The sequence below is a fragment of the Mesorhizobium sp. B264B1B genome, assembly GCF_020165765.1.
GTDB lineage: Bacteria > Pseudomonadota > Alphaproteobacteria > Rhizobiales > Rhizobiaceae > Mesorhizobium.
In genome coordinates this window covers 727078-743024 of the sequence record NZ_JAIUIS010000001.1, presented here as the reverse complement: position 1 = coordinate 743024, position 15947 = coordinate 727078, and the positions used below count along the sequence as shown (strand labels likewise).

The 15947-nt window shown below is 61.8% G+C and carries 14 protein-coding genes; all 14 read right to left on the bottom strand.

What is annotated here, in order from left to right:
• Positions 1-18: 18 nt before the first annotated feature.
• The 14 genes from glpK to LB547_RS03525 all read right to left on the bottom strand — a co-directional run bounded on the left by glpK (position 19) and on the right by LB547_RS03525 (position 15896).
• Complete coding sequence (gene glpK, locus LB547_RS03590) at positions 19-1512, bottom strand: glycerol kinase GlpK (protein WP_140761778.1); 1494 nt, start codon at positions 1510-1512, stop codon at positions 19-21.
• A 93-nt stretch (positions 1513-1605) separates the two neighbouring features.
• Complete coding sequence (locus LB547_RS03585; RefSeq protein ID WP_140498786.1) at positions 1606-3330, bottom strand: ABC transporter substrate-binding protein; 1725 nt, start codon at positions 3328-3330, stop codon at positions 1606-1608.
• Positions 3331-3412: 82 nt separating this feature from the next.
• Complete coding sequence (locus LB547_RS03580) at positions 3413-3700, bottom strand: DUF2160 domain-containing protein (protein WP_140498788.1); 288 nt, start codon at positions 3698-3700, stop codon at positions 3413-3415.
• A 2-nt stretch (positions 3701-3702) separates the two neighbouring features.
• A complete protein-coding gene (locus LB547_RS03575) occupies positions 3703-4623 on the bottom strand; it encodes a carbohydrate ABC transporter permease (protein ID WP_140498790.1) in 921 nt (306 codons plus the stop codon).
• Position 4624: 1 nt separating this feature from the next.
• Positions 4625-5491 (bottom strand): carbohydrate ABC transporter permease, encoded by an 867-nt coding sequence (locus LB547_RS03570; protein ID WP_140498792.1) that lies wholly within the window; start codon positions 5489-5491, stop codon positions 4625-4627.
• On the bottom strand, positions 5492-6559 hold the full coding sequence (locus tag LB547_RS03565; RefSeq protein ID WP_140584363.1) for an ABC transporter ATP-binding protein: 1068 nt from the start codon (positions 6557-6559) through the stop codon (positions 5492-5494).
• Positions 6560-6569: 10 nt separating this feature from the next.
• Positions 6570-7649, bottom strand: coding sequence for an ABC transporter ATP-binding protein (locus LB547_RS03560; RefSeq protein WP_140761781.1), 1080 nt, complete (start codon positions 7647-7649; stop codon positions 6570-6572).
• 36 nt (positions 7650-7685) lie between these two features.
• Positions 7686-9212: a glycerol-3-phosphate dehydrogenase gene (gene glpD, locus LB547_RS03555; protein ID WP_140557749.1), complete on the bottom strand. Its 1527-nt coding sequence runs from the start codon at positions 9210-9212 to the stop codon at positions 7686-7688.
• 124 nt (positions 9213-9336) lie between these two features.
• The gene (locus LB547_RS03550) at positions 9337-10104 is read right to left on the bottom strand and encodes a DeoR/GlpR family DNA-binding transcription regulator (RefSeq protein ID WP_140498800.1); all 768 of its coding nucleotides are present in this window, start codon (positions 10102-10104) and stop codon (positions 9337-9339) included.
• A 128-nt stretch (positions 10105-10232) separates the two neighbouring features.
• Positions 10233-11642 carry a pyridoxal phosphate-dependent decarboxylase family protein gene (locus LB547_RS03545; RefSeq protein WP_140761784.1) on the bottom strand — a complete coding sequence of 470 codons (1410 nt, stop codon included), beginning with the start codon at positions 11640-11642 and terminating at the stop codon, positions 10233-10235.
• A 98-nt stretch (positions 11643-11740) separates the two neighbouring features.
• Complete coding sequence (locus LB547_RS03540; RefSeq protein WP_140761787.1) at positions 11741-12472, bottom strand: peptidase; 732 nt, start codon at positions 12470-12472, stop codon at positions 11741-11743.
• A gap of 135 nt (positions 12473-12607) precedes the next feature.
• Positions 12608-13402 carry a transglutaminase family protein gene (locus LB547_RS03535; RefSeq protein ID WP_140560927.1) on the bottom strand — a complete coding sequence of 265 codons (795 nt, stop codon included), beginning with the start codon at positions 13400-13402 and terminating at the stop codon, positions 12608-12610.
• A 7-nt stretch (positions 13403-13409) separates the two neighbouring features.
• Positions 13410-14351: an alpha-E domain-containing protein gene (locus LB547_RS03530; RefSeq protein ID WP_140525347.1), complete on the bottom strand. Its 942-nt coding sequence runs from the start codon at positions 14349-14351 to the stop codon at positions 13410-13412.
• A 132-nt stretch (positions 14352-14483) separates the two neighbouring features.
• On the bottom strand, positions 14484-15896 hold the full coding sequence (locus LB547_RS03525; protein ID WP_181165357.1) for a circularly permuted type 2 ATP-grasp protein: 1413 nt from the start codon (positions 15894-15896) through the stop codon (positions 14484-14486).
• Positions 15897-15947 lie beyond the last annotated feature (51 nt).

The following is a 15947-nucleotide window of genomic DNA, read 5'->3' as shown; positions in this document are numbered from 1 at the left end:
GCCCGATCTGACTGTTGGTTATGGCACGCTTAGCGTCCTGCGAACAGCATCGCGCCACCCCGCCAGCTTGGCCGAGCGTACCGATGGTTCCATGTCCGGTCTGAAGCGCCGGTCGAGCGCCCATGTCTTGGCGAATTCCCGCGCCTTCGGCCACACGCCCGCCTTCGAGCCGGCGAGCCAGGCGGCACCGAGCGCGGTCGTCTCCAGAATGGTCGGACGGTCGACCGGCGCGTCAAGAATGTCGGCCAGCCGTTGCATGGTCCAGTCGGATGCCACCATGCCGCCGTCGACCCGAAGCACCGTCTTGGCCGCCGTACCCTTCCAATCCTTGCGCATGGCATCGAGCAGGTCGCGCGTCTGGTAGGCGACGGATTCGAGCGCGGCGCGGGCAAACTCCGGCGGCCCCGAATTGCGGGTCAGGCCAAAGATCGCGCCCCGCGCCTCGGCATCCCAGTGGGGCGCGCCGAGTCCGACAAAGGCCGGTACCAGATACACGTCCTGGGTCGGATCGGCCTCGGCCGCCAGCTTGCCGCTCTGTTCGGCCTTGCCGATCACCTTGATGCCGTCGCGCAGCCACTGCACGGCGGCGCCGGCGATGAAGATCGATCCTTCCAGCGCATAGGTGGTCTTACCGTTCAGCCGGTAGGCAATCGTGGTCAACAGCCGGTTTTTCGAGCGCACCAGGTCGGCGCCGGTGTTGAGCAGCGCGAAACAGCCGGTGCCGTAGGTCGATTTCATCATGCCGGGTTCGAAACAGGCCTGGCCGATAGTCGCGGCATGCTGGTCGCCGGCAACGCCGAGGATCTTTATCTCGGCGCCAAAGAGATTTTTCTGCGTGATCCCAAAATCATCGGCGCAGTCCTTCACCTCGGGGAGCATCCTTGCCGGAATGTTCAGGATGGCCAGCAGCTCGTCGTCCCAGGCATTCTTCTCGATGTTGTAGACTAGCGTGCGGGAGGCGTTTGTGGCGTCGGTGGCATGCACCCTGCCGCCGGTCAGGCGCCAGATCAGGAAACTGTCGATGGTGCCGGCCAGCAATTCGCCTTTCTCGGCGCGTCTCCTGGCGCCTTTCACCTTGTCCAGCATCCAGGCTATCTTCGTGCCGGAGAAATACGGATCGAGCAGCAGGCCGGTCTTCCTGGTGAAGGTCTTTTCCAATCCCTGCTTCTTCAGCTTCCGGCATAGCGGCGCGGTGCGCCGGTCCTGCCAGACGATGGCGTTGTGGATCGGCTTGCCGGTCGCCCTGTCCCAAATGACGACGGTCTCGCGCTGGTTGGTGATGCCGACCGCGGCGACGTCCGATGCCTCCCGCCCGGCATTCTTCAATGCGCCCTTCACGGTCGCCACGACGCTGGCCCAGATATCTTCCGGGTCATGCTCGACCCAGCCGGAAGCAGGATAGTGCTGGGTGAATTCTTGCTGGCTGCTGCCGACGACTTTCATGTCGCCGTCGAACAGAATCGACCGGCTCGACGTGGTGCCTTGGTCGATTGCCAGGACAAAGCCATTCATTCGCACTTCCTCCGTCACGACACAAAGAAGGGAGACGGCAACGTGCCGCCTCCCTGAATTTTACACGGGCGCGAACGCCCGCATAGGTCAGTCCTACTTCTGCCAGCTCTTGACCAGCTCGTCATAGTTGATGGTCTGGGGCTTCTCCTTCTCGTTCTCGATCTTGAGCTGGGGAGCGAGATTGCCGGCCTTGACCGCGTCGGCATTCCAGTAGGCGAGATCATGTTCCTCGGCGAGCTTCGGCCCGATATCGCCCTGGACGCCGGACCTCTCGATGCGGCCCATGACCTTCTCCTGCTCGGCGCAAAGCGAATCCATCGCTTCCTGCGCACTCTTTGCGCCCGACGAGGCATCGCCGATCGCCTGCCACCACAGCTGTGCCAGCTTCGGATAGTCCGGCACGTTGGTGCCGGTCGGCGACCATTGCACGCGGGCCGGCGAGCGATAGAACTCGATCAGGCCGCCGAGCTTCGGCGCGCGCTCCGTGAAGCTCTTGTCGTGAATGGTGGAGTCGCGGATGAAGGTGAGGCCGACATGGCTCTTCTTCACGTCCACCGTCTTCGAGGTGACGAACTGGGCGTAGAGCCAGGCGGCCTTGGCACGGTCGGTCGGGGTCGACTTCATCAGCGTCCACGAACCGACATCCTGGTAGCCGAGCTTCATGCCGTCCTTCCAGTAGACACCGTGCGGCGACGGAGCCATGCGCCATTTCGGCGTGCCGTCGTCGTTCATGACGGGCAGGCCGGGCTTGACCATGTCGGCGGTGAACGCCGTGTACCAGAAGATCTGCTGGGCGACATTGCCCTGCGCGGGAACCGGACCGGATTCCGAGAAGGTCATGCCCTGCGCTTCCTGCGGTGCGTAGGCCTTCAGCCAATCGAGATATTTCTGGATCGAGTAGACGGCGGCCGGGCCGTTGGTGTCGCCGCCCCGGGCCGTGCAGGAGCCGACCGGCTGCGATTTCTCGTTGACCTTGATGCCCCATTCGTCGACCGGCAGGCCGTTCGGGATACCCTTGTCGCCATTGCCGGCCATCGACAGCCAGGCATCGGTGAAGCGCCAGCCGAGCGACGGGTCCTTCTTGCCATAGTCCATATGGCCGTAGACCTTCTTGCCATCGACGTCGCGGCCGGTGAAGAACTCGGCAATGTCCTCATAGGCCGACCAGTTGACGGGAACGCCGAGATCGTAGCCGTACTTGGCCTTGAAGTCGGCTTTGTTCTTCTCGTCGTTGAACCAGTCGTAGCGGAACCAGTAGAGGTTGGCGAACTGCTGGTCGGGAAGCTGATAGAGCTTCTTGTCCGGAGCGGTGGTGAAGGAGGTGCCGATGAAATCCTTCACATCGAGGTTCGGATTGGTGACATCCTTGCCTTCGCCCGCCATCCAGTCGGTCAGGTTGCGCACCTGCTGGTAACGCCAGTGGGTGCCGATCAGGTCGGAATCGTTGACCCAGCCGTCATAGAGGTTCTGGCCAGTCTGCATCTGGGTCTGGATCTTTTCAACGACGTCGCCTTCCTGGATGACGTCGTGCGTGACCTTGATGCCGGTGATGGCGGTGAAGGCCGGAGCCAGAACCTGCGACTCGTATTGATGCGTCGTCAGCGTTTCCGACACGACCTTGATATCCATGCCGGCGAACGGCTTGGCGGCGTCGACGAACCACTGCATTTCCTTTTCCTGATCGGCGCGCGAAAGCGTCGACAGATCGCCTATCTCCTTGTCAAGAAAGGCTTTTGCCTCGTCCATGCCGGCATAGGCGTTGCCCACGCCGAGCAAGAGGACAAGGGCGGTCGTAGATGTCAATAATTGCCGTCGCATTGTGTTTCCTCCACGTTTGAAAAGACTTCAAGTGCGATCTGGAGAGGCCGCCAACAAGCGGCCGCTCCAACAGTTTCCCCCTCTATACGTAGCGGAAGACGCCGATGGCGTAGACCACGGAGAGAGCGAGAGCCCACCACAGGCTGGGTCCGACAAGACCCAGCCAAGCGAGATGGATGAAGGCGCTGCCAAGCAGCGAAACGAAGAGACGATCGCCGCGCGTCGTCTTGAAACGCAGCACGCCGATGCGCGGATCGCCGCCGGGCGAGGCATATTCCCAGACACCCATGCCGACCAGCAGCAGCGCTATGACGGCGAAGAAGGCGGCCGTCGGCCAGGTCCACGCCATCCAGGAGAAGTCGAGGTTCATGGTCACACCCTCCCCAGGGCGAAGCCCTTGGCGATGTAGTTGCGAACGAACCAGATGACGAGCGCCCCGGGGATCAGCGTCAGCACCCCGGCGGCTGCCAGCAGCCCCCAGTCCATTCCCGACGCCGACACGGTGCGGGTCATGGTAGCGGCGATCGGCTTGGCATCGGTGGTGGTCAGCGTGCGGGCGATGAGCAGTTCCACCCATGAGAACATGAAGCAGAAGAAGCAGGCGACGCCGATGCCGCTGGCGATCAGCGGCATGAATATCTTCACGAAGAAACGCGGAAACGAATAGCCGTCTATGTAGGCCGTTTCGTCGATCTCCTTCGGCACTCCGGACATGAAGCCCTCAAGGATCCACACCGCCAGCGGCACGTTGAACAGGCAGTGCGCCAGCGCCACCGCGATATGCGTATCGATGAGGCCGAATGCCGAATAAAGCTGGAAGAACGGCAGCGCGAACACCGCCGGCGGTGCCATGCGGTTGGTCAAAAGCCAGAAGAACAGATGCTTGTCGCCGAGGAACCGGTAGCGCGAAAAGGCGTAAGCCGCCGGAAGCGCCACGGCGACCGAGATCACCATGTTCATCACCACATAGGTGATCGAATTGATGTAGCCCGAATACCAGGACGCATCGGTGAAGATGATGGTGTAGTTGCGCAGCGTCGGCGCATGCGGATAGAGCGTCAGCGAATTGACGATCTCCGCATTGGTCTTGAAGCTCATATTGATGAGCCAGTAGATCGGCAGCAGCAGGACGATGATGTAGAGCGTCGGCACGATCCACCACCAGCGCGATTCCTCGCCACGGCGGCGCATGCGCCTGTCCAGCTCGCTCTGCGACAGCGAACTGGCGAGTCTTTCCGAAGCGGCGGTCCCGTTCACCAGGTTGCGCTCGGTACGTTCGTTGGCGCCGGCCATATCAGCGTTCCGCGTCGTAGTTGGTCATCACGGTGTAGAACACCCACGACAACAACAGGATGATCAGGAAGTAGACCAGCGACATCGCCGCCGCCGGACCGAGGTCGAACTGTCCGAGCGCGGTCTTGACGAGGTCGATCGACAGGAAGGTCGTCGAATTGCCCGGACCGCCGCCGGTGACGACGAAGGGCTCGGTGTAGATCATGAAACTGTCCATGAAACGCAGCAGCACCGCGATCAGAAGCACGCGCTTCATCTTCGGCAACTGGATGTAGCGGAACACCGCCCAGCGCGAGGCGCCATCGATCTTGGCCGCCTGGTAGAAGGCGTCGGGGATCGAGACCAGGCCGGCATAGCAGAGCAGCACGACGAGGCTGGTCCAGTGCCAGACGTCCATGATGATGACGGTGACCCAGGCGTCGAACGGATCCTGCACGTAATTGTAGTCGATGCCGAGCGCGTTGACGTAGTAGCCGAGCAGGCCGATATCGTTGCGGCCGAACACCTGCCAGATCGTGCCGACGACATTCCACGGGATCAAGAGCGGCAGCGCCATCAGCACCAGGCAGACCGGCACGCCCCAGCCCTTTTTGGGCATGTTGAGGGCAATGAAGATGCCGAGCGGCACTTCGATCGCCAGGATGATGAAGGAGAAGATCAGGTTGCGCACCATGGCTTCCCAGAAGCGATCGGAATGCAGCAACTCTTCGAACCATTCGGTCCCCGCCCAGAAGAAGACGTTATTGCCGAACGTGTCCTGTACCGAGTAGTTGACGACGGTCATCAGCGGGATAACGGCCGAGAACGCCACCAGCACGAGCATCGGCAGCACGAGGAACCAGGCCTTGTTGTTCCAGGGCTTTTCCATTTACGCCCCCATCTCGACACGCCAGGAATCGGCATAGATGTTGATGCCGGCTGGGTCGAACCGCACTTTTGGATCGGCGGGAACGGTTTCGTCCTCGCCGATGACGGCCGCGATCTCGCGGCCTTCCAGACTGGCGCGCACGACCTTGTGGCGGCCCACATCCTCGACCTTGCTGATGTGGACGGCCATGCCATCGCGGCCGAGCCTGACATATTCAGGACGGATGCCGAGTTCGACGACGCCGCTTCCGGCCTTCGGCGCGCCTGGCAATTGGATGCGCTGGGAACCAAGCGTCGCTGTCTTGCCATCGATCGCTACCGGCATGACGTTCATGCCGGGCGAGCCGATGAAGTAGCCGACGAAGGTGTGGCGCGGTCGCTCGAACAGCTCGGCCGGCGTGCCGATCTGCACGATGCCGCCATCATACATGACCACCACCTGGTCGGCGAAGGTCAGCGCCTCTGTCTGGTCATGCGTAACATAGACCATGGTGTAGCCGAAGCGGCGGTGAAGCTGCTTCAACTGCGAGCGCAGCACCCACTTCATGTGCGGGTCGATGACGGTCAGCGGCTCGTCGAACAGGATCGCATTGACATCTGAGCGCACCAGTCCGCGGCCGAGCGAGATCTTCTGCTTCTGGTCGGCGGTCAGGCCCCTCGCCTTCTTCCTGGCCCAGTCTGCCAGGTCGATCATGTCGAGCGTCTCGCGCACCTTGCGGTCGACGTCGGCCTCCGGAACGCCGCGGTTGCGCAGCGGGAAAGCCAGGTTGTCGTAGACGGTCATCGTGTCGTAGATGACAGGGAACTGGAACACCTGCGCGATGTTGCGCTCCTGCGTCGACAGTCTCGTGACATCCCTGCCGTTGAACAGCAATTGGCCGTGCGAGGGGTGGAGCAGGCCGGAAATGATGTTGAGCAGCGTGGTCTTGCCGCAGCCGGATGGGCCTAGCAGCGCATAGGCGCCACCGTCCTCGAAAGTGTGGTGCACCTCCCGCAGTGCGAAATCCGCATCGGTACGCGGGTTCGGCAGATATGAGTGCCTGACATGGTTGACGTCGATGCGCGCCATCGTTTTCTCCTCAGGCCGCCAGCTTTGCCGCGGCCACGGCGACGCCGTGTTGGTCGAAAACCATGATGTGGCGCGGGTCGATGAACACTTCGACCGCTTCGTCGGTCTCGAAATCGCGGATGCCATGGGTCAGCATCACCCAGCGCGCGTCGGCGAAATCAAGATGGATGAAGCTTTCCGAGCCGGTGATCTCGGTGATGGTGACCTTTGCCCGCACCGGCACGGCACACGCATCCGGCCGCTCGAGCGACAGATGGTGCGGCTGGAAGCCGATCGTGTAATTGCCGTCGGCAATGCCGACAAGTTCCGGCGGCACCGGCAGCTTGACGCCGCCCTCCAGGAGGAAATCGGGCCCGTTCTTGGCCAGCACGATCGTGTTGAGCGGCGGATCGGCGAAGGTCCTGGCCGTCACCAGGTCGACCGGTTTGCGGAACACCTCGATGGTCGGGCCGAACTGGGTGATGCGGCCTTGCGACAGCGTCGCCGTATTGCCGCCGAGCAGCAGCGCCTCGTGTGGTTCGGTCGTGGCATAGACGAAGATGGTGCCGGCGGCGGCGAAAATCCTCGGCAGTTCTGCGCGCAATTCCTCGCGCAGCTTGTAGTCGAGATTAGCGAGCGGCTCGTCGAGCAGCACCAGGCTTGCATTCTTGACGATGGCGCGCGCCAGTGCGGTGCGCTGTTGCTGGCCACCGGACAGGCTGAGCGGCGTGCGGTCCAAATAGGGCGTCAGCTTGAGCAGGGCAGCGGCTTCCCGCACCTGACTGTCGATCCTGGCCTTCTCGACGCCCGCTACCCGCAGTGGCGAAGCGATGTTTTCGTAGACGCTCATCGCGGGGTAGTTGATGAACTGCTGGTAGACCATGGCGATCTTGCGCTTTTGAACAGGCTGGCCGGTGACGTCCTTGCCGTCGAACCAGACCGAGCCGGAAGTCGGCGCGTCGAGGCCGGCCATCAGCCGCATCAGGCTGGTCTTGCCGGACAGCGTCGGCCCGAGCAGCACGTTCAGCGAGCCATGCTGGAGCGTCAGCGACACGTCGCGGATATGCTCCACCGCGCCGACCGTCTTGGTGACGTTCCTCAGTTCCAGCATGATGCCTCCTCCCAGGCCGTGTGCATCAGCAGCCCTTCATTCCGCGGCCGCGACGTGGCGGCGGCTTATGCCGCGCATGAATTCATCCAACGCCGCCGTCTGCTCGCGGCTGAAATGCAGGCCGCGCTTGGTCCGACGCCACAGCACATCTTGCGATGTGACGGCCCATTCGTTCTCGACGAGGTAGCGCACCTCGGCCTCGTAAAGGTCGGCGCCGAAATTGCGGCCGAGGTCGGCATTCGATTTGGCAAGGCCAAGCAACATCTGCGCGCGCGTGCCGTAGAGCCGCGTGAGCCGGCGCGCCAAACGCTGGTCGAGAAAGGGATAGGCGCTCTTCAGCCTCGCCACTTGCGCATCAAAACCGGTCGCCGCGAAATCGCCGCCCGGCAGCGGCGCATTTGCCGTCCACGGCTTGCCGCGCCTGCCGAGAAAGCCTTCGATCTTCTCCAGCATCGATTCCGACAGCCGGCGATAGGTGGTGATCTTGCCGCCGAACGTGTTGACGATCGGGGCTGTGCCCTCGCCGCCATCGGCCTTCAGCACATAGTCGCGTGTCGCCTCCTGCGCCTTCGAAGCGCCATCATCATAAAGCGGACGCACGGCCGAATAGGTCCAGACGATATCCGAGCGCCTGACGGGTTGGGCGAAGTACTCGCTTGCCGCCGCGCAGAGATAGTCGATCTCGGTGTCGCTGATCTTCACGTCGTGCGGATCGCCGGGATAGTCCTGGTCGGTGGTGCCGATCAGCGTGAACTCGTCCTCGTAAGGAATGGCGAAGATGATGCGGCCATCCTTGTTCTGGAAGAAATAGGCGCGTGGATCGTCGAATTTCTTCGCGATGACGATGTGACTGCCCTGCACGAGGCGGACATTGTGCACATCGTTGAGGCCGACGACGCCGGAAAGCACATGATCGACCCAGGGGCCGGCGGCATTGACCAGCAGCCGCGCCTTGACCTCTTCGGTCTCGCCGGTCCGCAGATTTTCGATCCTGATCGTCCACAGCCCGCCTTCGCGGCGCGCCCCGACCACCTTGGTGCGGGTGCGGATGGTCGCGCCCCGGTCGGCGGCGTCACGCGCGTTCAGCGTCACCAGCCGCGCATCGTTGACCCAGCCGTCGGAATATTCGAAGGCCTTCTTGAACAATGGTTTCAATGGCTTGCCGGCAGGGTCGGTGGCCATGTCCAGGGTTCTGGTCGCCGGCAGCAATTTGCGCCCGCCAATATGATCGTAAAGGAAAAGGCCGAGCCTGATCAGCCAGGCCGGACGCAGGCCCTTGGCATAGGGCAGCACGAAGCGCATCGGCCAGATGATGTGCGGCGCGTTCTTCCACAGCACTTCGCGTTCCATCAGCGCTTCGCGCACCAGGCGGAATTCGTAGAATTCGAGATAACGCAGGCCGCCATGGATCAGCTTGGTCGAGCCTGAGGAGGTTCCGCTGGCGAGATCGTCCATCTCGGCCAGAAATACCGAAAACCCGCGGCCGGCGGCATCACGGGCAATGCCGCAGCCATTGATGCCACCGCCTATGACGAAAATGTCACGGATCGAAGATGCGTCCACCAATTCCTCCAGCGATTTCGCATTGCACCATTTGGCTCTTTTGCGAAACCGTGGCGGAATTATTTCGAACTCATAACGAATGTCAAACGAAATATCACAAGCTCGTGAAAGCGCTGCAACGTCCTCAATCGAGCGAGGTTTCGATCAGTTGAACCTCGGCCTCCTGGCAGATATTGCGCACCGAGGGGATATCGCAGCGGTCGGTGATGAAGGTGTTGACCTGCGACAGATGGCCGATGCGAACCGGTGCCGTGCGCTCGAATTTGGTCCGGTCGGACACCAGGATGACGTGCCTGGCATTGGCGATAATGGCTTGCGCGACCTTGACCTCGCGGAAATCGAAATCGAGCAAGGCGCCGTCATGGTCGATTGCCGAGGCGCCGATGACGGCGTAGTCGACTTTGAACTGCCTGATGAAATCCACCGCCGCCTCGCCGACGACGCCGCCGTCCGAGCCGCGAACCACCCCGCCCGCGATCACCACCTCGATCGAAGGATAGATGCGCATCCTGTTGGCAACATTGATGTTATTGGTGATGACCATGAGGCCGCTGTGATCCAGCAGCGCCTTGCTGACCGACTCCGTCGTGGTGCCGATATTAATGAACAACGAGGCGTTGTCCGGGATCAGCCTGGCGGCCGCGCTGCCGATCGCCTCCTTCTCCTCGGCGGCGATCTTGCGCCTGGCTTCGTATTCCATGTTCTCGATGCCGGAAGGAAACAAGGCGCCGCCATGGATGCGCGACAGCAACCGCTGGTCGCAAAGATCGTTGAGGTCCTTGCGGATGGTCTGCGGCGTGACGTTGAAGTGGGTGGCCAGATCGTCGACCAGAACGCGGCCATGATCCTTGGCCATTTGGACGATTTCGGCATGGCGCGGCGACAGATACATCTGAAGACCTTCTGCTTTCGTTTTTCTTGACCATAGACGAAAACGAAAGCAATGAAAAGGCGTAAGCCGGCTAATGGAAACCGCATGATAGCAAAGGCAAACTTGGTCGCAGTTCCGACTCAGCCGGTTCAGGTTAGTCCGCGCGCGATTTCGGTGATGGCGGCAAAAGACGAATCGACATCCGCCGCGGTCGCCTCGAACTGGCCGACCTGGAAGCGGATGGCGACGCGCCCGTTCACCCTGGTCTGTGTCAGGTAGATGCGTCCGTCATCATTGATCGCATTGACAAGCCGGAGATTGTGCTCGTCGGCATCGGCTCCCTCCGCCTTGTGCCGGAACGAAAACAGCGACAGCATCGGCTCGGTGACGATCTCGAAGTCCGGCTCGTCGGCCAGGCGCGCTGCCAGGCCTTCGCTCCAGGCGACGTGGTTGCGGATCATCGTGCGCAGGCCTTCCAGTCCATAGGCACGCAGCAGGAACCACAGTTTCAGCGCGCGGAAGCGGCGGCCGAGCGGCACCGACCATTCGGAATAGTTGATGATGCCATCATGGCCGTGCGTCTTCAGATAATCCGGCTTGATGGCAAGCGTCCTGACATGGCTTTCGGGGTCGCGCAGGAACTGGATCGAGCAGTCGAACTGTGCGCCCAGCCATTTATGCGGGTTGAAGACGATAGAATCCGCCTGCTCCACACCGGCCCAGAAATGCCGGTATTCCGGGCAGATCATCGCCGATCCCGCCCAGGCGGCATCCACGTGAAGATAGACTCCGTGGCGTTTGGCGATCGCGGCGACGCCGGCGATGTCGTCGGTGCCACCGGTGCTGGTGCCACCGACGCAGGCGATGATACCCGCGGGCAGCAAGCCTGCCTTCTTGTCGGCGACGATCGCCGCCTCGAGGGCCGCTATGTCCATGGCGCGAAAGCGGCCGGCGACCGGAATGCGCACGAGATTGTCCTCACCGATGCCGGCCACCCAGATCGCCCGGTCGATCGAAGTATGCACCTGATCCGACGAATAGATGCGCAACCGCGCCTGCCCCGTCAGGCCCCTTTTGTTGCCTTGCCAGTCGAGCGCGCGTTCGCGCATCGTCAGCACCGCCGCCAGCGTCGCCGAGGAGGCAGAATCCTGGATGACGCCAGAAAAACCTTCCGGCAGGCCGAGTGCCTGGCGCATCCAATCGACAGTCCTCGTTTCGAGCTCCGTCGCCGCCGGCGACGTCTGCCACAGCATGCACTGCGCGGCCATCGCAGAGACCAGATACTCAGCCACCACAGAAACTGGTGCCGCGTTGGCCGGAAAATAGGCGAAGAAGCGGGGATGCTGCCAATGCGTCATGCCCGGCACGATCTTCTCCTCGAAATCGGCGAAGATCCTGTCCATCGGCTCCGCGTCTTCGGGCGGCGACGCTTCTATGCTCCTGAATATGTCGCCGGGCTCGACCAGCGGCCGCACCGGGCGCTGGCGCAGCGTTTCACGGTAGTCGGCGCCCCAGTCGGCGGCCCGCCGCGACCATTGCCGGAAATCGTCACTGTTCATCCTGTCCTCCCGACATGATCGCTTCACCGGCGCCCTTCGCCCGGTTTTCAAAAACGACTGTTAAACATTTGCAACCAGCGGAGAAATCCGGCGCGTCCTTATCCCGGAAAATCCGGCAGACTGGCAAACGCCGTCTTCAAGGCGCTCGACCATCCCTCGGAGATCGTGCGGTAGTACGGGTCGTCATGACCGATCCGTTTCTCCAACCCGACCTGGAAGGCATCCTTTTCCAGGAAAAGCAGATCCAGCGGCAGCCCGACCGACAGGTTCGACTTCAGCGTGGAATCGAACGACACCAGAAGCAGCTTCACGGTCTCCGCGAGACTCATAGCCCGCTCATAGGCGCGGATGATGATCGGCTTGCCGTATTTGGTCTCGCCGATCTGGAAAAAGGGCGTGTCATCCGTCGATTCGATGAAATTGCCCTCGGGATAGATCATGAACAGGCGCGGGGCGCTGCCCTTTATCTGGCCGCCCAGGATGAAGGAGGCGTTGAAGTAGGAATCGGCCTTGTCGCCGGCGGGCGAGGAATGGGCGATGACGTCCTTGACGGTTTCGCCGACCAGCCGCACCGTCTGGTACATCGACGGCGTTTCGAGCACTGCCGCGTGCCGGTCGCCAACCGCCTTGGTGCGCTCGTCAAGCACGCTGATCACGGCTTGCGTCGTCGCCAGATTGCCGGCCGACATCAGCACGATGACGCGCTCACCGGGGTCTTCCCAGACATGCATCTTCTTGAAGATGGAGATCGAGTCCATGCCGGCATTGGTGCGCGTGTCCGACATGAACACGAGCCCGCGATCGATCTTGAGGCCGACGCAATAGGTCATGGTTTACTCTTCCGGCAGCGAACCGTAAAAACCGCGTCGCGTCGGAACGGATCCATTTGACGCGCTTAGTCTTTGTTTTCATGCATATCGTCACCCCAAACCAAGGTGGCGTTTTGGACGACATGCATCGGGTGATTACTGCTCCACCGTGACGGTGACGGCAAGCCGCTCTTGCGCCTGTCCCAGCAAAATCCCCGAAACCGGCGACGCATCGCGATAGTCGCGCCCCGTCGCCACTCTCACATAGCGCTCATCAGGAGAGATACCGTTGGAGGGGTCGAAGGCAACCCAGCCGAGGCCCTGAACATGTGCTTCGGCCCAAGCATGGCTTGCCGCCTGCTCGATGGCCGCGTCCATCATCAGATAGCCGCTGACATAGCGTGCCGGGAAACCCATGGCGCGGGCGGTGGCGGCAAAGATATGGCTATGATCCTGGCAGACCCCGGTTTTCAGCGCGAGAGCCTCTTCAGCCGGGGTCGTCGCATTGGTGGTGCCCGGCGCATAGGCGACCCGCTCGGAGATGATAGTCATCAGACGGTGCAGTCTTTCGATATCGGTGCCCTTGCCGGCTGTCTCGGCGAGTGCGCGAATGCCATCGCCGATCATGGTCAAAGGCGTCTCCTGTGCGAACAGCCAGAGCGGCGCGAATCCCTGATGCGGCCCACAAACCCCCGATGTATCGCGCGTCACCACCTCGCCTGACGCCTCGACCGTAATGAAATCATGGTCACCCTCGACGCTCAACAATCGGGTGTCATTGCCGTAGTGGTCGGCAAATCGCACTTCCTCGCGCGCGCCTTCTACCTTCAGGGCCCAGGACAGCACGGTCTGCGTGCGCCCGCTCACCGGAAGCAGCCGCAGCCGCTGCAGCAGGTACTGCACCGGTGCGTCGTAACGGTATTCGGTCCGATGGGTGATCTTGAGCCGCATGGCCTCCTCAATAGAACCTGTAATCCTGCGCGATCTCGTCGCCGAGCCTGGTGTTGTCGCGAATGAAGCCGGCAAGGAATTCATGCAGGCCGGCGTCGAAAATATCCTTGATCGAGCCTGCCTGCAGCATGGCCTGGGTCTTTTCCGCCGTCGCATGGCAGGGATGGCGCCCGCCATAGTCGTCGCCGAGGAACTTCAGGTGCTCGGCCAGGAAGCGATAGCAGAAGGTCAGCGATCGCGGCATGCGCACATTGAGGATCAGATAGTCGGCGATGTTGGTCGGCTTGTAGTCGGCGTCGTAGACCCAGCGGTAGGAGCGGTGCGCCGATACCGAGCGCAGGATCGATTCCCACTGGTAATTGTCGAGCGTCGAGCCGACCCAGGAGATCGACGGCAAGAGCACGTAGTACTTCACGTCGAGGATGCGCGCCGTATTGTCGGCGCGCTCGACATAGGTGCCGAGCTGCGAGAAATCGAAGATCTCATTGCGCAGCATGGTGCCGTAGAACGAGCCGCGGATCAGCGCCGTTTCGCGCTTAATCGCATCGAGCACGTTTGGCAGGTCACGCTCGTCGATCGGCCTTGCCAGCATGCGCTTCAGCGCCATCCAGGCCTCGTTAATGCTTTCCCAGGTCTCCCGCGTCAGCGCGGTGCGCACCATGCGGGCATTGTGGCGTGCCGTCTCGATCGACGACATCGTGCTCGACGGGTTCGACGTGTCGCGCAACAGGAAGTCGGCTACATCGGCCGCCGTATAGTCCTGATACTTCTGCGTGTAGGCGACGTCGGAGCCGGCGCTGAGCAGCACCGAATTCCACTCTTCCGACGCGCTCTGCGTGCGCGTCAGCGCCATGCGCAGGCCCGCATCGACCAGGCGCGCCATGTTTTCCGCACGCTCGATATAGCGGTTCATCCAGTAGAGCCCGTTGGCGGTACGGCCGAGAAGCATGGAGTGGCCCTTCGGGCTAGTGAGCAGGGAATAGTGAGTAGCGAGCAGGGAATGTTCGAGTTTCGATTGGATACGGCATTGTTCTGTCCCCTCTGATACCAACTACTGCCTACTGCCTACTGACTACTCATCTCAATCATCCAGCACCCAGGTATCCTTCGTGCCGCCGCCTTGCGAGGAATTGACCACCAGAGAGCCCTCCTTGAGCGCGACGCGCGTGAGCCCGCCCGGCACGATCTGGATGCGGTCGGAGACCAGCACATAGGGTCTCAGATCGACATGGCGCGGCGACAGGCCCTTTTCGGTCAGGATCGGACAGGTCGAGAGCGCCAACGTCGGCTGGGCGATGTAATTGGACGGCTTGGCCTGCAGCTTCTTGGCGAAATCCTGGCATTCGTTCTTGGTCGCCGCCGGTCCGACCAGCATGCCATAGCCGCCTGAACCGTGCACTTCCTTGATCACCAGCTCATCGATGTGTTCGAGTACATATTTCAGGCTGTCCGGCTCCGAACAGCGCCAGGTCGGAATATTGCCGAGGATCGCCTTGCGGCCGGTGTAGAATTCGACGATCTCGGGCATGTAGGAATAGATCGCCTTGTCGTCGGCGATACCGGTTCCCGGCGCATTGGCGATCGTAATGTTGCCGGCCCGGTAGACATCCATGATGCCAGGCACGCCGAGCGCGGAGTCCGGCCGGAAAGTCAGCGGATCGAGGAAGGCATCGTCCACCCGGCGATAGAGCACGTCGATCTGCTTGTAGCCTTCGGTCGTGCGCATCGCGACATGACCGTCCACCACGCGCAAATCCTGCCCCTCGACCAGTTGCACCCCCATCTGATCGGCCAGGAAGGCATGTTCGAAATAGGCGGAGTTGTAGCTGCCGGGCGTCAGCACGGCGATGGTCGGCGTGCCCTTGGCGTTCTGCGGCCGCACCGCCGCCAGCGACTGGCGCAAAAGCTGCGGATAGTTCTCCACCGGCCGCACCTTGATTTGTTGGAACAACTCGGGGAAGAGCTGCATCATCGTCTCGCGGTTTTCCAGCATGTAGGAAACGCCCGATGGGGTGCGCGCATTGTCCTCCAGCACGTAGAACTCGTTTTCGCTGATGCGCACGATGTCGACGCCGATGATGTGGGTGTAGACGCCGGCTGGTGGCCTGACCCCGATCATCTCGGGCAGGAAGGCTTCGTTCCTGGCGATCAGGTCGCGGGGAACGCGTCCGGCCCGCAGGATTTCCTGGCGGTGATAGATGTCGTCGAGAAAGGCGTTCAGTGCCTGCACGCGCTGCTCGATGCCTTGCGTGAGGCGGCGCCACTCATTGCCAGAAATGATGCGCGGAACGATGTCGAAGGGGATAAGCCGCTCGGAGGCTTCCTGCTCGCCATAGACGGCGAAGGTGATGCCGGTTTTGCGGAAGACGCGTTCGGCGTCCTGCATTTTCTCGGTAAGCCTGGCCGGGTCCTGCTCTTTCAGCCAGCGATCGTAAGCCGAATACGGTCTTCTAAGTCCGGAGACCTCCGGAAGCATTTCATCGAACGCTGCCAATCGCATACTCCCCTGTGACGCCATTTCACTGGCGCCGCTGGAGAAAATCAA